This window comes from Nocardia callitridis (assembly GCF_039543305.1).
Classification (GTDB): Bacteria; Actinomycetota; Actinomycetes; order Mycobacteriales; family Mycobacteriaceae; genus Nocardia; species Nocardia callitridis.
In genome coordinates this window covers 127,678-146,415 of sequence record NZ_BAABJM010000008.1, presented here as the reverse complement: position 1 = coordinate 146,415, position 18,738 = coordinate 127,678, and the positions used below count along the sequence as shown (strand labels likewise).

At 66.9% G+C, this 18,738-nt stretch carries 18 protein-coding genes; 6 read left to right on the top strand and 12 right to left on the bottom strand.

Going from position 1 to position 18,738, the window contains the following annotated elements; genetic code table 11:
• Positions 1–297: 297 nt before the first annotated feature.
• Positions 298–702, top strand: coding sequence for a DUF5319 domain-containing protein (locus tag ABEA50_RS28315; protein ID WP_345499353.1), 405 nt, complete (start codon positions 298–300; stop codon positions 700–702).
• A gap of 316 nt (positions 703–1,018) precedes the next feature.
• On the opposite strand, the gene ABEA50_RS28310 is transcribed toward ABEA50_RS28315, so the two are convergent.
• The 3 genes from ABEA50_RS28310 to ABEA50_RS28300 form a co-directional block, all read right to left on the bottom strand.
• Positions 1,019–2,092, bottom strand: a complete 1,074-nt coding sequence (locus ABEA50_RS28310; RefSeq protein WP_345499352.1) for an anti-sigma-D factor RsdA — start codon at positions 2,090–2,092, stop codon at positions 1,019–1,021.
• The gene (locus ABEA50_RS28305; RefSeq protein ID WP_345499351.1) at positions 2,085–2,663 is read right to left on the bottom strand and encodes a sigma-70 family RNA polymerase sigma factor; all 579 of its coding nucleotides are present in this window, start codon (positions 2,661–2,663) and stop codon (positions 2,085–2,087) included. Before ABEA50_RS28305 ends, ABEA50_RS28310 begins: the two co-directional genes overlap by 8 nt.
• Before the next feature lie 134 nt (positions 2,664–2,797).
• Positions 2,798–3,697: a hypothetical protein gene (locus ABEA50_RS28300; RefSeq protein WP_345499350.1), complete on the bottom strand. Its 900-nt coding sequence runs from the start codon at positions 3,695–3,697 to the stop codon at positions 2,798–2,800.
• A gap of 643 nt (positions 3,698–4,340) precedes the next feature.
• Between ABEA50_RS28300 and ABEA50_RS28295 the strand changes: the two genes are divergently transcribed.
• The 3 genes from ABEA50_RS28295 (at position 4,341) to ABEA50_RS28285 (ending at position 5,804) form a co-directional block, all read left to right on the top strand.
• Positions 4,341–4,634 (top strand): WhiB family transcriptional regulator, encoded by a 294-nt coding sequence (locus ABEA50_RS28295; RefSeq protein ID WP_345499349.1) that lies wholly within the window; start codon positions 4,341–4,343, stop codon positions 4,632–4,634.
• Between the two features lie 341 nt (positions 4,635–4,975).
• Entirely contained in the window at positions 4,976–5,551 is a 576-nt protein-coding gene (locus ABEA50_RS28290) for a sigma-70 family RNA polymerase sigma factor (protein WP_345499347.1), read from the top strand.
• Between the two features lies 1 nt (position 5,552).
• Positions 5,553–5,804 (top strand): hypothetical protein, encoded by a 252-nt coding sequence (locus tag ABEA50_RS28285; protein WP_345499345.1) that lies wholly within the window; start codon positions 5,553–5,555, stop codon positions 5,802–5,804.
• A 226-nt stretch (positions 5,805–6,030) separates the two neighbouring features.
• Here ABEA50_RS28285 and groL read toward each other — a convergent pair whose 3' ends face one another.
• Positions 6,031–7,650, bottom strand: coding sequence for a chaperonin GroEL (gene groL / locus ABEA50_RS28280; protein WP_345499343.1), 1,620 nt, complete (start codon positions 7,648–7,650; stop codon positions 6,031–6,033).
• Positions 7,651–8,186: 536 nt separating this feature from the next.
• Positions 8,187–8,486, bottom strand: coding sequence for a co-chaperone GroES (gene groES / locus ABEA50_RS28275; RefSeq protein WP_345499558.1), 300 nt, complete (start codon positions 8,484–8,486; stop codon positions 8,187–8,189).
• 737 nt (positions 8,487–9,223) lie between these two features.
• On the opposite strand from groES, the gene ABEA50_RS28270 reads away from it, so the two are divergent.
• Positions 9,224–10,831 carry an Hsp70 family protein gene (locus ABEA50_RS28270; RefSeq protein ID WP_345499341.1) on the top strand — a complete coding sequence of 536 codons (1,608 nt, stop codon included), beginning with the start codon at positions 9,224–9,226 and terminating at the stop codon, positions 10,829–10,831.
• Between the two features lie 249 nt (positions 10,832–11,080).
• On the opposite strand, the gene tsaD is transcribed toward ABEA50_RS28270, so the two are convergent.
• Both tsaD and rimI read right to left on the bottom strand, forming a co-directional pair.
• Positions 11,081–12,124 (bottom strand): tRNA (adenosine(37)-N6)-threonylcarbamoyltransferase complex transferase subunit TsaD, encoded by a 1,044-nt coding sequence (gene tsaD, locus ABEA50_RS28265; protein ID WP_345499338.1) that lies wholly within the window; start codon positions 12,122–12,124, stop codon positions 11,081–11,083.
• Positions 12,121–12,672, bottom strand: coding sequence for a ribosomal protein S18-alanine N-acetyltransferase (gene rimI / locus ABEA50_RS28260; RefSeq protein WP_345499336.1), 552 nt, complete (start codon positions 12,670–12,672; stop codon positions 12,121–12,123). Before rimI ends, tsaD begins: the two co-directional genes overlap by 4 nt.
• Before the next feature lie 214 nt (positions 12,673–12,886).
• On the opposite strand from rimI, the gene ABEA50_RS28255 reads away from it, so the two are divergent.
• On the top strand, positions 12,887–13,033 hold the full coding sequence (locus tag ABEA50_RS28255) for a hypothetical protein (protein ID WP_345499335.1): 147 nt from the start codon (positions 12,887–12,889) through the stop codon (positions 13,031–13,033).
• 136 nt (positions 13,034–13,169) lie between these two features.
• On the opposite strand, the gene tsaB is transcribed toward ABEA50_RS28255, so the two are convergent.
• The 5 genes from tsaB to ABEA50_RS28230 all read right to left on the bottom strand — a co-directional run bounded on the left by tsaB (position 13,170) and on the right by ABEA50_RS28230 (position 18,653).
• Positions 13,170–13,916, bottom strand: a complete 747-nt coding sequence (gene tsaB / locus ABEA50_RS28250) for a tRNA (adenosine(37)-N6)-threonylcarbamoyltransferase complex dimerization subunit type 1 TsaB (protein ID WP_345499334.1) — start codon at positions 13,914–13,916, stop codon at positions 13,170–13,172.
• Between the two features lie 96 nt (positions 13,917–14,012).
• Complete coding sequence (gene tsaE, locus ABEA50_RS28245; RefSeq protein ID WP_345499333.1) at positions 14,013–14,465, bottom strand: tRNA (adenosine(37)-N6)-threonylcarbamoyltransferase complex ATPase subunit type 1 TsaE; 453 nt, start codon at positions 14,463–14,465, stop codon at positions 14,013–14,015.
• Complete coding sequence (locus ABEA50_RS28240) at positions 14,458–15,537, bottom strand: alpha/beta fold hydrolase (RefSeq protein ID WP_345499332.1); 1,080 nt, start codon at positions 15,535–15,537, stop codon at positions 14,458–14,460. The genes tsaE and ABEA50_RS28240 overlap by 8 nt, the downstream gene beginning before the upstream one ends.
• Complete coding sequence (alr, locus tag ABEA50_RS28235; RefSeq protein ID WP_345499557.1) at positions 15,534–16,688, bottom strand: alanine racemase; 1,155 nt, start codon at positions 16,686–16,688, stop codon at positions 15,534–15,536. Before alr ends, ABEA50_RS28240 begins: the two co-directional genes overlap by 4 nt.
• A 450-nt stretch (positions 16,689–17,138) precedes the next feature.
• Positions 17,139–18,653, bottom strand: a complete 1,515-nt coding sequence (locus ABEA50_RS28230) for an NAD(P)H-hydrate dehydratase (protein ID WP_345499330.1) — start codon at positions 18,651–18,653, stop codon at positions 17,139–17,141.
• Positions 18,654–18,738 lie beyond the last annotated feature (85 nt).

Here is an 18,738-nt window from a genome sequence, read left to right as displayed (position 1 = left end):
GGAATCGGGATACCCGTTATCGCCTTGTTCCATCGTATCTGTCCCGCGATCGTGTCCCGACCGCGCCTACGGCGTGCATCGCGCGCCGCGGCACCCGCTAGGCTGAAACGCGGTCCTGCCGTTTTCACCCGGAGACTCGGCCGTCCCGCTGGCGCCGCGCGGCGCAGGAAACCCTGCCGTCGCACCCGCGAGATGCCTGTCGTACCGTCCGCACTAGTGTGCGAATACGAGTGCGTCACCGAAACTGGCAGCCCGCACAGCTGGCGCAGACCCCCCTGTTCTGCGTACCGTGGGGATGTGCGTGACCATCTACCACCTGGCTTGCCGCCGGATCCGTTTGCCGGAGACCCCTCCGACCCGTCCGCCGCGCTCGATGCCATCGAGCCCGGTGAGCCGCTGGATCCCCACGAGCGCCTCGCGGTCGAGGAAGATCTCGCCGATCTCGCCGTGTATGAGGCCCTACTAGCGCACCGCGGAATCCGCGGGCTCGTGGTCAGCTGCGAAGACTGTCGGCAGGACCACTACCACGACTGGGACATGTTGCGCGCCAACCTGCTTCAGCTGCTGGTCGACGGCACCGTGCGCCCGCACGAACCGGCCTACGACCCCACGCCCGAAGCGTACGTCACCTGGGACTACTGCCGCGGTTACGCCGATGCCTCGATGAACGAGGCGTTCCACGGCGACGGCTTCGACAGCTGAGCCCCACCGCCGAACCCGCGCATTCGGCAACCCCCGCCACACGGTCGGCGGACAATTCCCCATAGCGCGCTGCCCGCCTCCGCTACCCACTGTCCGCGCACGTTGTCACGCGCCGACCCCCGTCGCGCGGCCGCTGGTGCCCTCTCCTGGATGACGACGAGCTCTCCGAGAACCCCTCCCCAGCCTGCTGCCTGTCATACACCTCGCGATCGCCACCAAACTCAGCGTGCCGTGCGGTCCGCACGCACACAAAAGACCGACCACCTGATTCGGTGATCGGCTCGTGTGCGCCTGATCTTTATGTCTCTCCGAAGCCTCAGCGACCGGAGCTATCCGCCCCGAATGTCGGGCTGGACGACCCTTCGTGCGTCGGGACGGACGGCGATTCCGGTGTCTCGGCGACCGTCGACTGCGAAATGGTGCTGGGGTGAACCGTTGTCGTCGGCTCGTGGTGTGTCGGTGGTTGATCGGCCGGGGTGGTCGTCACGGGCGGAAGGGTCGGCGTGACGACCGGCGGCTCGTTGTCGTCCGAAGTCGGCGGCTTGGACGGGGTCGTCGCAGAATCGGAAGGATCGACCGGTAGCTGCAAAATCGTGTTGTCGGGTGTGGTCGTCGGCGTCGACGGACGGCTCTCCGAGCCGGAAGTCGGCCGCGGCGACTCGGAACTCGACTCAGCCGGACTCGGCGGAGTTGTCGCCTCCAGTTGGTCGGCCAGTTCGGGCGCAACCTTGCGCAACTCGATGATGAGCTGGTCGAACTGTGTGACCAGTTCGTCGTGCTTGGCCGGATCACTGACCTGATCGACGTTCGCCCTTGCCTGCTCGAGCCGCGCCTTCGCCTGCGCCGGGTTCTGTTCGAGCAAGGTCGAGGCCTCGGACAGATCGTTGTCGGCACGCGCTGCGACCGTGGTCTGCGCCTGCTCGCTGAACACGACTTCCTTGACCCGCCACAGCGGATCACCCGGTTCGGCGTTGTAGGAAAACGCCGTCATACCGCCGATCACCAGAGCCACCGCCGCGGCGGCACCGAGAATCGGACGAAGCAGCCGCAACGTGCCGTTGCTCTGCGCCCCTACTCGGACCTGTCGCGCACCGATCTCCTGGTTGACCGCGGCGACGATCTCGTCGAGATCCGGCGCCTCCGGCATCGGAGGCTCCGTGATCTCCGCTCGCCAATCCGCGAGCAACATCGCTAGTTGGTGTTCCTCGGCACTGCTCGTCTCTACCGGACCATCGCCCGAAAGAGCGTCGATCAGCGCATCGTCGTGACGTACCGCCGCGATGTCAACCGGGCCGGTATCGTCCCCGGACGCCTCGGCGTAGGGACCGCTATTTCGCGATCCAAGCCGCGCCTTCCAGTCACCCCGACCGCGCTCGCCATCCCTAGCCATACATTTCACCTGCCCTCGCCACTTGTGTCTTCAGTTTTGCGAGTGCCCTGTGCTGGGCGACTCTTATCGCACCCGCCGTACTGCCCACGGCGGCTGCGGTCTCTTCGGCTGACAAACCCATCACCAAGCGCAGGATCAAGATCTCACGATGTTTCTCCGGGAGCGTCGCAAGCAGCTGATTCATCTGCCTGCTCGTCTCGGACTCGAGAGCTCGTTGTTCCGGGCCGTGGTCGGTGGATATGACATCTGGTACTTCGGCCATAGCGTCCGCCTTGTTACGGGCGGCATTGCGATGTGCGTCGGCGACCTTGTGCGAAGCGATTCCGTATACGAAGGCCATGAAGGGCCTGCCCTGATCTTGATACCTGGGCAAGGCGGTCATCACAGCCAGACATACCTCCTGCGCAACGTCGTCCGCGGAGAGCTGCCCACGCTCCGCGGCACCGATCCGCGCCCGGCAATATCGCATCACCAGTGGGCGGATCATCTCCAGTACCTGAGCTAGAGCGGATCTGTCGCCCTGCGCGGCGGCAGAGACGGCGAGGTCCAACTCTTCGCCCGTGTTCGTCATCGTCAGAGATATTCCTGGCGTTACAAGTGGCACGGCCGGTGATGACCAGTGCTTCCGCCGGTGCGGCGGAACGTCCTAACAATAGCGACCGCGCACCCCCAACCCCGCAGCACGGGGGTCGCCCCAGCACCGGCCTAGCCCCCGATGTCGGCGCGAAACCGGCCACCACGGCTGCTGATAGCTCCCGCATATGTTCTCGACTCGGCCTCGGCGCCCGGCACGTCCATCCCGGCGCGCAACATCGCGCACGCCCACCGCAACGGTAGGAGTCCGTGCTCGCGGCAGTGCTGGTCGACGGTCGCGGCGAGGGCGCGGCAGCGGTCGCCATCTCCGGCCACGGCGGCCGCGGCGGCGACGAGCAGCAGGGACTTGACGCGGTGGCGCACCGACGGCGCGGTCTCGGCGACACCGAGCGCCGCCTCGGCATGGGTCATCGCCACAACCGCGCGCCCCTGCGCGAATGCCGTCTCCGCGCTGACCCAGTGCCATCGGATCGTTGTGCGCCAGTGGTCCAGGCGCAGCGTCTCGACACTCGCCCGCTCCAGCAATCGCTGCGCCAGTGTCAGTCGGCCGGTGCCGAGCGCGTCGGCGGCCAGCCCGGTGAGTGCGTCGCAGAGCGCTTCGTCGCGCGAGGGCATGCGGCGAACGGGGTGTGTGCCCGCGCGGTCGAGCGGTGAGCGTTCGGGGTCTTGCGCCGCGTCGGCGCGGGGCACGCGCGGGGCGAGGAGCGCGACGGCGCGCCCGTCGAGAACGGCGGCCTCGGCGTGCCAGCCGAGTTGGCGAGTCCATGAACCTTGGGTGCTCGCGGCCAGTGACAGCGCTACCGGGTCAGCGCTCCGCGTCCGCAGAACACGGAGTTCCGTCCGGGCCGCCGCGTAGCGGCCTTGGCCGCCGAGCAGCACCGCGCGAAGCCAGCGGCTGTGCGCGTCGACGGCCGCTGGCAACTCGGCGGCAGCGAGCGAGGGAGCAGCACCGAAGGCGGCGTCATCGAGGGTCGCGTGGCGTGGATCATGCTGCGTAGCGGGAAGGAGCACCGCCGCACTCTATCCCGGCCCCACAGGACACTCCCGCATCAACGGCACCGAGAAAAACTTATGGCGAATACCTAGCAAACGAGATTTGGTTCACAGGGCAGGCCTTGTTTCCACAGTGTAAATCTCGGAGGACAAAAACATGCGACAAACACTATGGTATTTCACAGCCGATTCGCGCAATTAACCTGATTGCACCGTTCGCGACATCTGCGATCCACTCGATACCGGCGCAACACGCGGCAGCGCCACCGAACCGGCTCGGGCACACCGCAACCGGAGGAACGTGCAAGCCGTCGATTTTCGTCTTCTACCTGCGAAAACACGTCATTTCGAGTGCGCCGACCAGCCAGTGACCGTTGATTAACCGTTCAGTATCACCGAACTTCATGCGAAAAGTAAATAGTGATCAAGTTAAATTTTACGGCCCAAGATTTGGGAAACTGCTGCGCAGAAGTATTGACGGAATTTCACGGCTGGACCTAACGTAACTCATCGCCCCGGTCGGCGCTGAGTGAAATTTCAGCGACGAAATGCGCTGGGCCGCGACAGACTATTCGTCACGGCACAGCACCGAGGCCCTTACCGACTGCTGCAGACCGACTGCTCGACAACGCTGACGAGCTCGCACCACGAGGAGTTCACCATGCCCATGCCCACCCACCTTCCTGGACCGAACGCCGATGTCTGGGATTGGCAGATGCGAGGATCGTGCCGCGGCCAGGATTCCGCGGTGTTCTTCCATCCGGATGGGGAGCGTGGTAGAGCCCGCACCGCGAGAGAGATGCGCGCCAAGGAGATATGCCATAGCTGCCCCGTCCTGATGCAGTGCCGCAGCCACGCGCTGAAGGTCAGCGAGCCCTACGGCATCTGGGGCGGAATGTCGGAGACCGAGCGCGAGATGCACGCTCGACGCAATCGACGCCGGATGGCCGTGTAGCGCGCGCACCACCGCTGGCCACGCCGTCGTCACACGGCCGTCCAGGAACACGAGCGGGTCAGAATTTCTTCCCATCCGCAGGCCGTTGGGCGTCGAATGCCTAGCAAACAACGAGCCACCGAGACCCGTTCCACCAGCAACGCCCGACCGCAACATGTTCATCCGAATGCGCCACGGCCACTGGATGATCGGATAGTTCGTCAACTATCGCCGACCCCACGTGAGGGCGGTGATAGCTACGCGCTACGGTGGTGACTGATGACACAGAATGGAGCGTTGTGACAACGCGGCCGTCGGCCGCAGAGGGCGACTCGTTCCGAAGAGAAGCCATCCCACCCAGTGTGGATTCTGCGGTGTCGGCCCGCGCAGCCGAAAGTATCGAGCTTGCCGCGCTTTTGAATCGTTGCGGCGAGTCCGACCAGGAAGCCTTCGCCGAGCTATACGACCGAACGAGTGCGCGCGTCTACGGTTTGGTGTTGCGCGTTCTGCACGACCCCGGATACGCGGAGGAGACCACCCAGGAGGTCTACCTGCAAATCTGGCGCACCTCAGCCAATTTCGACTCGGCGAAGGGGTCCGCCATCACCTGGTTGATGACGCTCGCGCATCGGCGCGCCGTCGACAGGGTCCGGGCCGAGCAGGCGCACACCCAACGAGAGGCCGCCTATGGGATCAGGGTTCTCGGCAACGAATTCGATGAGGTGATCGAGGAAGTCGGACGACGACTCGAACAGCAAGAGGTCCTCGCGGGCCTGGCTACATTGACAGAAACACAACGGGAAGCCATCTCGCTCGCCTACTACGGCGGGCGAACCTACGCGGAAGTCGCGGAGTACCTCGGCGTAGGGTTACCGACCGTTAAGTCCCGTATTCGGGATGGATTGACACGACTCAAGAAAAGTTTGGGGGTGACGTGAGATGAACGAACGCCAGGTCGATCTCGCGCACGCCGTCGCGCTCGGCCCGATCGACGACGAAGATCATCTACAAGTCCAGGAATTGCTGGACACCGAGGACCCTGTACTACGCACCATATTTCTCGAGGACATTCGACAGACCAAGGCGGCATTGTCCGCGCTCTCCGCGACGTCGGCGGTTACACCGCCGACGTCGCTTCGTACTCGCATACTCGAAGCAGTCGCCGCCGAGGAGCCCCCGGTAGCCAGCTAGTTCTTCGCACGGGAAAGACATCGCGTGCGCACCCCACACCAATGGGCGTGCCCCGAAACGTCACCCACTTCAGCTTCCGCGAAAAGCGTTCGCGAACACAAACTTTGCGTTCCCCCACGGTTGTTTCCACGAAGAGTTGCCGACGTATCGATGAGGAAGGCCCCCGAACCGAGGATCGGTTCGGGGGCCTTTGATCGCTGCGCGCGTCAGACGCCGTCGCGGCAGATCAGTGCGCGTGCCCGTGGTGGCTGTGCTCGTCCTCGTCGTCGGCGGGCTTCTCGACCACCGCGCTTTCGGTGGTCAGCACCATCCGCGCCACCGAGGCGGCGTTGACGACGGCCGAGCGGGTCACCTTGACCGGGTCGACGACACCGTCGGCGAGCAGATCGCCGTAGGTGAGGGTGGCGGCGTTGAATCCGCCCTTGCCCTCGGCGGTCTCGGCGACCTTGCTGACCACGACCGCACCGTCGAGACCGGCGTTGGTGGCGATCCAGAACAGCGGTGCCTGCAACGCGGTGCGCAGCGCCTCGACGCCGATCGCCTCGTCACCCGACAGCGAGTCACGCAGCTCGACGAGCTTGGTGGCGGCGTGCACGAGCGCGCTACCACCACCTGGCACGATGCCCTCCTCGACGGCGGCCTTGGCCGCGTTCACCGCGTCCTCGACCCGGTACTTGCGCTCCTTGAGCGCGGTCTCGGTGGCCGCGCCGACACGGACGACGGCAACGCCACCGGCGAGCTTGGCCAGCCGCTCCTCGAGCTTCTCGCGGTCCCAATCGGAATCGCTGGCTTCGATTTCCGCGCGCAGCTGGGCGCTGCGCGCCGCGATGTCCTCGGCGCTACCGGCACCGTCGATGATCGTGGTCTCGTCCTTGGTGACCACGACGCGACGCACCGTGCCGAGCACCTCGAGACCCGACTCGCGCAGGCTGATGCCGATATCGGGGTTCACGACGGTCGCCGAGGTGACCACGGCGAGGTCGTCGAGGAAAGCCTTGCGACGGTCACCGAAGAACGGCGCCTTCACGGCGACGGCCTTGATGGTCTTGCGGATCGAGTTCACGACCAGGGTCGAAAGCGCCTCGCCATCGACGTCTTCGGCGACGATCAGGAACGCCTTGCCCGTCTCCGCGATCTTCTCCAACAGCGGGAGCAGATCGGGCAACGAGCTGATCTTGTCGCGATGCAGCAGGATGTACGCGTCCTCGAGGACCGCTTCCTGCGCCTCGGCGTCGGTCACGAAGTACGGCGAGAGGTAGCCCTTGTCGAACTGCACACCCTCGGTGACGACGAGTTCGGTCTGCAGCGTCGAGGACTCCTCGACGGTGACAACGCCGTCCTTGCCGACGGTGGTCAGCGCCTTGGCGACCATTTCGCCGATTTCCTCGTCACGCGAGGACACCGTCGCGACCTGGGCGATGGCCTTCTCTCCCGAGACCGGCGTGGCCAGCTCGAGCAGTGTCTGCGACACCAGGTCGGCGGCCTTGCCGATGCCGGACCCGATCGTGATCGGGTTCGCGCCCGCGGCAACGTTTTTCAGCCCGGCCTTGACCAGTGCCTGAGCCAGCACCGTCGCGGTGGTCGTACCGTCGCCCGCGATGTCGTTGGTCTTGGTGGCGACGCTCTTCACCAGCTGCGCGCCGAGGTTTTCGAAGGGGTCTTCCAGTTCGATGTCACGCGCGATGGTGACGCCGTCGTTGGTGACCGTCGGGCCGCCGAACGACTTGGCCAGCACGACGTGTCGGCCGCGCGGGCCGAGGGTGACCTTGACGGCGTCGGCCAGCTTGTCGACACCGCGCTCCAGAGCCCGACGAGCCTTCTCGTCGAACTCGATCTGCTTTGCCATGGTTTTTCTGCTCCTGTATCGGATCTACGACGCCGCGAGGACACCGTCTTCGAAAGGTGCTGTCCCCGAGCGGCATTGGGTCTACAACACACAGGCTCGGTCGACGCCGCCCGCGATGGATGTCCATTGGAACGCCGAATACACCGGATCTACGAAAAGGGCGGGCGCCGAAGGCACTGTCTCTACCGAGACCGGTGCCTCAACGCCCGCCCCGAAGGCGCATGCCGAATCACTCGTAGGCCGAGCCCCGAAAAATGCCAACCCAACCGAGCCAACACCTTTCGAACCCCAACCCCGATCAGGCAGTACACCAAAGACGCCAACTCACCCAGTCAACTCGCAAGCCAAGACCCGAAAGACACCAACCCAACCGAGCCAATACCCTTCGAACCCCAACCCCGACCAGGCAATACACCAAAGACGCCAACTCACCCAGTCAACTCGCAAGCCAAGACCCGAAAGACACCAACCCAACCGAGCCGACACCCTTCGAACCCCAACCCCGACCAGGCAATACGCCGAAGGCGCTAGCCCCGCTACTTGGTGACGACAGCCAGCACGTCACGCGCCGACAGGATCAGGTATTCCTGGCCGGAGTACTTGATCTCGGTCCCGCCGTACTTGCTGTAGATGACGGTGTCGCCCTCTTTGACGTCGACCGGGATGCGGTCGCCCTTCTCGGAGACGCGTCCTTCGCCGACAGCGATCACGGTGCCCTCTTGCGGCTTTTCCTTCGCCGTGTCGGGGATGACCAGGCCGGAGGCCGTCGTCGTCTCGGCCTCGTTGGCCTGGACGAGGATCTTGTCCTCGAGCGGCTTGATGTTCACGCTCGCCACGTTGAGCCCTCCACTTTCAGGGATTTCGGTCATCCGGAACTGTTGTCCCGGAATCATCGGTTCGGTCACGACGCTGACCCCTTCGCATAGCCCCGTCGTCGCGGGTGCCGGGACTCCCTGCTCAGTGGTCAAACTGCTTGGCACGGTCAAACTGCTTGGCACGAGCCAAGAGTGCGAGGACGGACGGTTTGCCCGACCATCGCACGTCACACAGTGCCGACTAGCACTCTATACATGCGAGTGCCAGCGCTCAAGGGCAGGCTGTGCCAATTTTGTTCCTGCGCCGTCCCGCTGCTACGCGGGCACGGTCGACACAGCGTCGAATTCACCGAACCGCGCGGCGACAACCGGGCCACGCGGCGGAGTTTCCCGGCCCGTGATCACCGACACGCCCGATACCACCGTTCAGGGCTTTCCAACACTGGCAAAAATCTGTAACGTTCGGATAACGGATTGTGACACCATTGGTGATGGTGACTGTCCGGCCGCTTGTCGGCCATGACTTGTGCTGGTCAGGGCCCTCGGCGGTGCCGGCTGGCCGGCGCGCCAGCGTGCTCGAGCGTTACCTGAACCGAGTTACCGCGTTACCGAACAGCGTCATCCGAAGCGGCGTCACTCGGGTTCGACCGTCCGCCGACGACGAACCACCGGCTCCGCCGCACCGAGTTTCGCCACCGAACGAAGAGAACCAACCACGTCGCCCCATGGCGCGCTCGACCGCTCGAAAGGAGGTGAACATGCGAACATCACTCGGCATCTCGGCCGGCACCGATGTCGTGTGCTCGGCGCGCGTCACCACCGCCCCCAACGACGCGCAGAGCTTCGACTACCGCATCGTCAGCGCGGACGCCGACCATTCCGACCTCGGCGATCTCGTCGCGTCATCGATCGAACTGATGACCACCCAACTGCCGTCCACTCTCCCTTCGCGCGACAACGGATACACCGTTGGCGCCAGCTTCGCGGGCGCACGGCCAGGCGCGGGCCGACCGACCGATCCGCCGCGCCCGACCGGTGTCGCCGTCGCTTACCGAGGCAGGGAACAGGAACAGGCAATCCGCTCCGCCACCGCGAAACAGCGTGAGCTGCGGCTGGTTCCCGAAGGCACCGCGGCGCTGACCTACCTGCGTTACACCGGTCTGCTCGATCGCTACGAGACCGTCGCCATCATCGACCTCGGCGCGTCGGGACTCACCGTAACCGTCGCCGACCGGGCAAGCGACGAGATCCTGTGCTCCGAGCGCACCACCGCGATCAGCGGCAAGGTCATCGACGACCTCATCTATCACCACCTGGTCGACCAGCACTTCGCCAGGCGCGGGTCCCGGCCGCATCGCACCACGCTGACCAATCGCGGTCGCGCCGCCAAGGAACATCTTTCGGTCACGAACGCCGTCACCATCGACCATGCCGCCGGCCATGCGCTCAAGCTGACCAGAACCGACCTGGAACGGCTGATCGAGGAACCGTTACGGGAGATGGTCGCCTTCACCGGCACCGTGTTCGAGATCGGGCGGCGCCCGGACGCCGTCGCGGTGATCGGCGGTGGCGCGAATATCCCCGCCGTACTCGACACCCTCGTTCGCAACCTGGATATTCCGGTGTGCACCGTGCCGGACCCCGATGCCGTGATCGCGAAAGGTGCCGCGCTCGTTGCCGATTCGATGCAGCCGTCCACGCTCTCGACGGCCGCGCTCGGCGCCGAACCCGCCAACGGCACCTTCACCAAGGTGGTCGGCACCCTGGTCGGCGCGCTCGTGGTCGTCGGACTGGTCATCGGATACGGCGTGAAGACGCACGCACCCGCCGCCGACGACGAGGTCTCTCCCGCGGGCACCACCAGCGGCGCGAGCCAACTGCCGCCGTTGAGCAGCACCACCACCAGCGAGGTTCCGCCCACCTGGACCGGCACCATCACCACCGAACACACCGCGCCGATCCAGACGACGCCGTGGCAGCAGGGTGGGATCGCCGACGGTCCGACAACACCCACCACGACCGTGCCGACGAATCCCGAGCAGCCGAGCAGCACCGATCAGCCGACACCAACGAGCACGACGAGCACCGACCCCGCCGCCTCGCCCACGCTGCGCCCCGACCCGAACCTGCCGCCGATCCCGTTCCCCGAACTACTCGGACCGCTGCTCGGCAGCACGCCGTCGCCGACTCCGTCGGAAGACCCGGCGGAGCGAGACCGCGAACAGGAACTGACGTCCAGCACCACCGCGACGCCGACCACCCCCGGTGAGCTCGCTCCGAAATCCGACCAATCAGCGGCACCGACCACCACTCCGACCAACGCTCCCGGGCCGGACCGGCCCGGCACCGGTTCCTCCGGCGGCTGATCTCGCTTCGTACGGCGAAGGAATGCGGACGATTTCGGCCGAGCCGTACGAATGCCGCCGTACCACCGACCTCGGCGAACGCCGCGATACTCGGGTCATAACAAGGTCACGCACAACAGCCAAAACGCGTAGGCGGCGGTTAATCGCCTCGCGTGGCTGTCCGCGAGAAAGACTCCGGCGAGGTGTTCTGTCGCACCCTGCGCACGCAACAGGCCAGGGTGCGATGGTCGAAACCGGTCGCGCGGGTGGTCAGCCCACTCGACTGACCGACACGGGCAGTCCTGGATCGGTCGCCACGGTCAGCGGGGATGGCCGGGCGCCGCCGGCGATGACGTGGGCGCCGAGGGCGGCGATCATCACGCCGTTGTCGGTACACAGTCGCGGTTTGGGTACGCGGAGGGCTAATCCGGCTGCCGCGCAGCGTTCTTCGGCCAAGGAGCGGATTCTCGAGTTGGCGGTGGCGCCGCCGCCGAGTACCAGAGTGTCGACACCGACGTCCTTCGCGGCGCGCACCGCCTTCACCGTCAGCACGTCGGCGACGGCTTCCTGGAACGAGGCCGCGATATCCGCGATGGGGAGGTCTTCCACCGCGACACCGTCACGCTGCGCCGCCTCAACGTGCCGTGCGACAGCGGTTTTCAGGCCGGAGAACGAAAAGTCGTAGCGGGCATCACGCGGGCCGGTCATGCCGCGCGGAAACGCGATCGCCGACGGGTTGCCCTGTGCCGCAGCGGCATCCAACGCGGGGCCGCCGGGGAAGCCGAGGCCCAGCAGCCGCGCCACCTTGTCGAACGCCTCCCCCGCCGCATCGTCGACCGTGCTGCCCAGCTCGATGATCGGTGCGGCCAGATCGGTGACATGCAGCAGATGGGTATGCCCCCCGGAAACCAGCAGCGCCACACACGGCGGCATCGGCCCATGTTCGAGGGTGTCCACGGCGACGTGTCCACCGAGGTGGTTCAGCGCGTAGAACGGCACATCCCACGCCGCCGCATAGGCTTTCGCCGCCGCGACGCCCACGAGTAGCGCACCAGCCAGACCGGGGCCGATCGTCACCGCGACCGCATCCGGTGCCGCGATCCCCGCGGTCGACAACGCACGGCGCATGGCGGGCACGATCGCCTCCAGGTGCGCGCGCGAGGCGATCTCCGGCACCACACCACCGAAGCGGGCGTGCTCCGCGACGCTGGAGGCCACCTCGTCGGCCAACAGCTCACAGGTGCCGTCCTCGTGCCTGCGGACGATGCCGACTCCGGTTTCGTCGCAAGAACTCTCGATCCCCATGATGATCACGTGCGCACCTCGTTCGGCTGCTCTCGCGCGGCTCGCCACTCGATGCCCTGCGCGGTCAATTCGGGGCGACGCATGGTGTAGGCGTCGGCACCGCTGGGATGGTAATAACGCTTGCGCAAGCCGATGATGTGGAAACCGTACTTGGCATACAGGGCTATCGCGGGCGCATTGTCGGTGCGCACCTCGAGGAACACCGGTCCACCACGCTGATCCGCCTCGGCCAGCAACGCACGCAACAGCAAGGCGCCGATCCCGCCGCGATGGTGATCGGGATCAACGCCGATGGTGTGCACCTCGGCCTCCGGGTGCTCGGCGTCACCCAGCAAGGCGACCCCCGCGTAACCCACCATTCGCCCGCTGTCGTCGCGAGCGACGAGGTAGCGGTTGTGTGCGACGGCCAATTCGGAGAGGAACGCCGGTGCGCTCCACGGGTCGTCCTCGGCGAACAGCAGATGCTCGAGTTCGACACACCGCGCGATATCGCTGTACGCCATCGGCTCGATCCTGGCGCTGGCCGCGGCCGCATCGCCCGCGCTCCCGTCCGACATACTGTCGCCCACCTCCCGATCATCGAATCGGCTGTCACCCGGACGCCTGACGTCGGTCACTTGCTCTCCCGACGCGTCATCCGAGCCACTACCGCCCGGTACTTCATGGTCAACCCCACCGCCACGCACACCGTCAACCGTCGCGTCACCGCACGGTTCGCCGGAGCCCAACCCACTGCCCGGCTCCGACACCTCGCCGCTCGATTCTCCAACGATGTCCAAGCGCCCACCACGTGCGGCACTGCCGCCCGAGTCACTCGCACACGGCACATCGCTGGACGACCGGGCCGAACCCGACCGACTGCCGTCCGATACCTCGCCGCTGTCCGTCTCCTCGGCGCCCGGACCGGCAGCGCGGTGATCCGGGGCCGCACTGCTCGACTTCAGGCCGATGTTCGGTCGACCGGTGCGTGCGGCGCCATCGCTCGGCTCGGCGGCGACGCGGCCCTCGGCGGCGGTCGAGTGGGGGTCGTCCGACGGAGTGTCGTGCGACACCATCACGCTCCCGTCCGGTCGAGGGTGCGGAACGCTTTCTCGACGGCGTCCGGCCTGCGTAGGTAGAGCGGTACCAGTGCCTCGGGGGCGCGGCGGGCGAGGACATCGGCGGCGGCGACGCGTACCAGGCCCGAGGGTGACGGTGTTTCCACCGGCAGCACGGGAAGGTCGAAGTAGTCCACATGGGAGGCCGAACCCGCGATCGCCGTGGCCTGGCCGGTGTCCAGGTCGGCCGGCTTGTGCACCGAGGGACCCTCGATGCGGCGCGCGTCGCCCGATTCCTCGCGGTAGCGCGCCCAATACACCTCGCGGCGACGCGCGTCGGTAACGACGAGCAGTTCGCTGTCGGTGGTGCGGTCCGCGGCCGCCGGGTGCAGGCTCGGCTCCGAGAGCGCGTCGGCGGCGATCGCGTCGAGGCTGCACACCCCGTACACCGGAACGCCCAGCGCATCACCGAACGCGGCGGCCGTGGCCATGCCCACCCGTAACCCGGTGAACGGGCCGGGCCCGACGCCGACCACAATGGCGTCGAGATCGGTTCTGCGGCGGCCGGTCTCGGCGAAGCATTCGAGGATCTGCGGGGTGAGCACCTCGGCGTGCGCGCGGGCGTCGACCCGCACGCGTGAGGCGAGGGTGCCCACCGCGACGCGGGAGGCAGCGGGCGCGACGGTGGGGGTGGAAGTGTGCTCCAATTCCACCAATCCCGCCGTCACCGCAGGTGTCGCGGTGTCGACAGCTAGTACAAGCATGATTCGGTCAACGATACCGGGTGGCCGCCACGATCGATGTTCAGCTACCCGATGGCTATCCGGAATAGTCGTCGGTCACCCGCCGCCGACGACGCGCTATCGCACCCACTCCCAGATCGCCGTGCGCACTTCGGAATCCGCTGCCCGCGACAACCGCACATGCAGGTGTCGCTCGGTGAGATGTTCCACCACACCGCGACCCCACTCCACCACGACCACCGCTTCGGTCAATTCGGTGTCCAGATCCAGTGCGTCGAGATCTGCCAGATCACCACCGAGCCGATACGCGTCCACGTGCACCAACGCCACCGGCTCGCCGCTCGCGCGCGCACCCGCCCGATGCTGTCTCGCGATGATGAACGTGGGCGAACTCACCCGCCCCTGCACGCCGAGCCCCTCGGCGATGCCACGGGTGAGGGCGGTCTTGCCCGCACCGAGCGGACCATCGAGCACCACAAGATCACCCGCCGACAGTTCGGCGGCGAGCTCGCGGCCGAACGCTTCGGTGTCCTGCACCGTCAGCAGACTGCGTTGTCGCGGTTCAGTCACCGCTGACCTCCCGTGCTTCGGTCGACTCGATCGCCCCCGCGCGTACCAGCGTTCGATGCAGCGCGTCGTTGATGACATCGGGGTATTGCAGGTGTGCCATGTGCGCGGCGTCGTCCAGCCGAACCAGCTCGCTGCCTGGCAGCTCCCGCGCGAGCGCGCGCGAATTGCGGAACGGGATCACCAGGTCGTGGCCGCCACCGAGCACGAGCACCGGCAGCTCGGCCATGGTCGGTAGCGCCGCCGACTCATCATGGCGCGCAATCGCTTTCAGAAACTTCACGGTGGTCTCCACCGGCGTGCGGTCGATCATCATCGTGGTGAACCTGGACAGGGTCGGGCTCACCGGACCGTGATAGGAGCTGACGTGCAGGACCGGCGCGATCACATGCCGCGCACCGGAACGTCCCGCCTGCACCAACGCGGGTGCGGCGTGCACAGCGAGTCGGTATCCATCGATCGCGGGATCGCGCAGCAGCTGGGTGACACCGGCTTTGGTCACATCGGCGGCGGCGGTCGAGAGCAACGCGACACCGATCACCCTGTCGGCGAACAGTTTCGGAAACCGCGCCGCCGCGGCCAGTACCGCCATCCCTCCGAGCGAATGCCCCACGAGCACAACGCGTCCGGTGGGCGCGCTCTGTTCGATCACCGCGGCGAGGTCGCGACCGAGTTGCTCCACGGTGCAGCTCCCGGTACTCGGCGTACCGGACCGCCCGTGGCCGCGCTGGTCGAACAACACCATGCGCACCCGTGCACCCCACCGCCGCGCGAGGTCACGACGCTGGAAGTGGAACGTCTCCATGCTGTTGCAGAAACCGTGCACGAAGACCACCGTCACCGGCGCATCGGCCGGGCCGCACGTGCGCGTCACCAAGCGCACACCGTCGTCGGCGTGCACGACACCGGGATCGTCACGGTCGATGAGGTCGAAATCCTCGTCCCGCAATTCGTCGCGCAGCGCGGGCCACAACACCCGCGAACCCGCGCGCCGCAGGGCGTGTGCTCCGGCAAGGCCGCCCACCAGGCCCGCGGTGGCCAGCCCGCCGCGAAGTATCGTCAGCCGCCGAGTCATCGGTCGCCACCGACGTAGCGCCGCGCCACCCGCCCTCTCGGCGAGCACACCACCTCATAGTGAATGGTGTCGAGCAGATCCGCCCAGTCCTGGGCGCGCACCGCGCCCGCACCGAACAGGACCGCGGTATCACCAACGGCGACGCCCGCCGCGTTGTCACCCAGGTCGACCACGAACTGATCCATGCACACGCGGCCGAGATTAGGCCGACGTGCGCCACCGAGCCACACCGCGAAACGTCCACTCAGCGGCCGGAAGACACCATCGGCATAACCGACCGGGATGAGCGCGACCGTCGTGTCGCGCTCGGCGACCCACTCGTGACCGTAGGAAACGCCCTCGCCCGCGGCGACCGCCTTGACCAGTGCGACGCTCGCCTGGAACGTCATCGCGGGACGCAGGTCGAACTCACCGAGGTCTGGCACCGGTGTGAGGCCGTAGAGCGCGATTCCCGCACGCACCATGTCGAACCGGAGATCGGGACGGGTGAGCGTCGCCGCCGAATTCGCCAAGTGCACCAATTCCGGTGGCAAGCCACGATCTTTCGCGGCGGCGATGGCGTCGGTGAAGCGGTCGCGCTGCCTGTCGTTGGCCGGGTGACGCGGTTCGTCGCCGCGCGCGAGGTGGGAGAACAGCGCGCGTAGCCGCACCACACCGTCCTGGACCAATGCGTGCAACGCATCGAGGACCTCGGGGTATTCGGTCGGGGAAATCCCGTTGCGGTTGAGTCCGGTATCGACCTTGAGCGTGACCGTCGCGATGCGGTCGCTCGCGCGGGCGGCCGCGGCGATGGCGCGCAACTGGGCGAGCGAGGAAACGCCCAGTTCGATGTCCTCGGCGATGGCCGAGGCATAATCGTCGTCGTTACCGTTGAGCCAGGACAGGATCGGCGCGGTGATTCCCGCAGCACGCAGGCGCAACGCCTCCTCGATCGTGGTGACGCCCAGTTCGGTGGCGCCCGCGGCCAATGCCGTTTGCGCGACCCGCACCGCGCCGTGGTTGTAGCCGTCGGCCTTCACCACCGCCATCACCGCGGCGTCACCCGCGTGCGCGCACAGCACTCGCACGTTGTGCGCGATGGCATCCAGATCGACGACTGTCTCGGCTTGCACTGGTCCGCCTTCCGAATACTCAGGCCAGGTGTTGACGATTCGAGTCTATGGTCGGGCTCCGCACGGGTTGCGGCCAGTTCGCTCACAACCCCACGCGCGCCGGTCGGTCGGCAGAAACCACCAGTCCTGGCCGACTCGCCCGCAACCCCACACGCACCAGCCGGTCGGCAGAAACCACCAGTCGTAGCCAACTCGCCCGCAACCCCACACGCACCAGCCGGTCGGCAGAAACCACCAGTCGTAGCCAACTCACCCACAACCCCACACGCACCAGCCGGTCGGCAGAAACCACCAGTCGTAGCCAACTCACCCACAACCCCACACGCACCAGCCGGTCGGCAGAAACCACCAGTCGTAGCCAACTCACCCACAACCCCACCCCCAGCCGGACGGACGGCAGAAGCCTCGCATCGCGGCCAGTTCACTCACGAACGGACGTGAGCCGGTGAGCAGGCAGGAAGCCGGCTGGTCAAGACAGCGTCGATGTGCTCATCGAGAGCCGGCGCCGCGCCCATCGGCGGGTGGTAGTCCGCCGAGGTCGGTGGCCGGCGCAAGGCGCGGATCCGAGGCCAGCGCGCGCAAGACCCGGATGGCAGGGCGAAGGTGCGTGAGCAGCGGGCTGGCCGAGATGGGCGCTGCGGCCGATTCCCCGGCGTGGGCGGCCAGATTCGCGGCGAGTGCGTGCACGCGCGCAGCGGCCGCTGCGGCGTCAGGCCCTCGATAACCTGCGGCGAGCAGAGCGCCGATAATGCCGGACAGCACGTCACCCGCACCGGCGGTGGACGCCCACGAGCCGCCCGCCTCGTTCACCAGAACCGGTGCGTCCGGCGCCGCGATGAGGGTCGCGCGTCCTTTCAGCAGCACCGTCACCCGCCACGACTCGGCGAATTCGCGAACCGCCGTCACGCGATCGGCGCCGAGTTCGTGGCCGGTCAGGCGCGCGAATTCACCGGCGTGCGGGGTCAGCACCGTCGGTGCGCGACGGTCGGTGACCAGGCTCGGGTCGGCGGCGAGCAAGGTGAGTCCGTCGGCGTCGACCACCACGGGAAGATCGGTGTCGAGGATCGCGGCCAGGCGTGCGCGGGCGTCGGCGTCGGTGCCCGCTCCGGGACCGAACAGCCAGGACTGCACCCGCCCGGTACTCGAAATATCCTGGGTAGCAATGATTTCCGGATAGTGCGCGAGCACGTCGCCCGCGCCGGTCCCCACATACCGCACCATCCCCGAAGTGGCCGCTACGGCGGCGCCCGCGCACAAAACGGCCGCGCCGGGATAGGTCGCGCTGCCCGCGCATACGCCCGTCACACCCTGGCTGTATTTGTCATCGAATGCGCCAGGCACCGGCCACCGTGCGCCGATCTCCGCAGGGGCGATCGCGAGGAGGTTCGCGTCAGGAAGACGTAACCCGATGGGCACCAACTCGATTCGACCGCACTGCGCTGCTGCTAGCGCATGTACCGGCTTGTAGGCACCGAACGCGACCGTCACCGCCGCTTGCACCGCGGGACCGTCCACCGCACCGGTATCGGGGTCGACGCCACTGGGTAGATCCGCCGCGACGATCGGTGCACGTACACCCGCGACGAGTTCGGCCGCACCTGGCCGCAGCCCACCACGCCCCGATATCCCGACGATGCCGTCGATCACCAGGTCGGCATCGTCGGCGACCTCCTCGACGATCCGCCCGCCCGCCTTCCGCAGCGCCGCAAGCCCCGCCGTGTGGGCGCGCTCCGGATTCAGCAGTACAGCGCCGACTCGTACACCACGCCGCCGCAACATCGACCCCGCCCACAACGCGTCACCACCGTTGTCACCCGAGCCGATCAACAGCGTCACCGACCGACCCGCCACCCCACCGGTCCGTTCCCGAAGTTCGCCTGCGACGACGGCCGCCAAGCCATGTGCCGCGCGCCGCATGGGCACGCCGTCGGGAACTCGGGTGAACAATTCGGCCTCGGCCGCTCGCACCTCATCGGCGGTGAAATAGCCGCGCTGCGTTGACAAGAGTTCTCGCCTCCCGTGGATTGTTCTGGGCTGCTCGACTATTCGGAGTTCGCCGTGCGAACGCGCGCCGTCGGCCACACCACAG

Coding starts and splice junctions, on each gene's coding strand:
- ABEA50_RS28310 (WP_345499352.1), bottom strand. CDS start 2,092: ATGGCTAGGGATGGCGAGCGCGGTCGGGGTGACTGGAAGGCGCGGCTT.
- ABEA50_RS28305 (WP_345499351.1), bottom strand. CDS start 2,663: ATGACGAACACGGGCGAAGAGTTGGACCTCGCCGTCTCTGCCGCCGCG.
- ABEA50_RS28295 (WP_345499349.1), top strand. CDS start 4,341: ATGCCCATGCCCACCCACCTTCCTGGACCGAACGCCGATGTCTGGGAT.
- ABEA50_RS28285 (WP_345499345.1), top strand. CDS start 5,553: ATGAACGAACGCCAGGTCGATCTCGCGCACGCCGTCGCGCTCGGCCCG.
- groL (WP_345499343.1), bottom strand. CDS start 7,650: ATGGCAAAGCAGATCGAGTTCGACGAGAAGGCTCGTCGGGCTCTGGAG.
- ABEA50_RS28270 (WP_345499341.1), top strand. CDS start 9,224: ATGCGAACATCACTCGGCATCTCGGCCGGCACCGATGTCGTGTGCTCG.
- rimI (WP_345499336.1), bottom strand. CDS start 12,672: ATGTCGGACGGGAGCGCGGGCGATGCGGCCGCGGCCAGCGCCAGGATC.
- ABEA50_RS28255 (WP_345499335.1), top strand. CDS start 12,887: ATGTCCAAGCGCCCACCACGTGCGGCACTGCCGCCCGAGTCACTCGCA.
- tsaB (WP_345499334.1), bottom strand. CDS start 13,916: ATGCTTGTACTAGCTGTCGACACCGCGACACCTGCGGTGACGGCGGGA.
- ABEA50_RS28240 (WP_345499332.1), bottom strand. CDS start 15,537: ATGACTCGGCGGCTGACGATACTTCGCGGCGGGCTGGCCACCGCGGGC.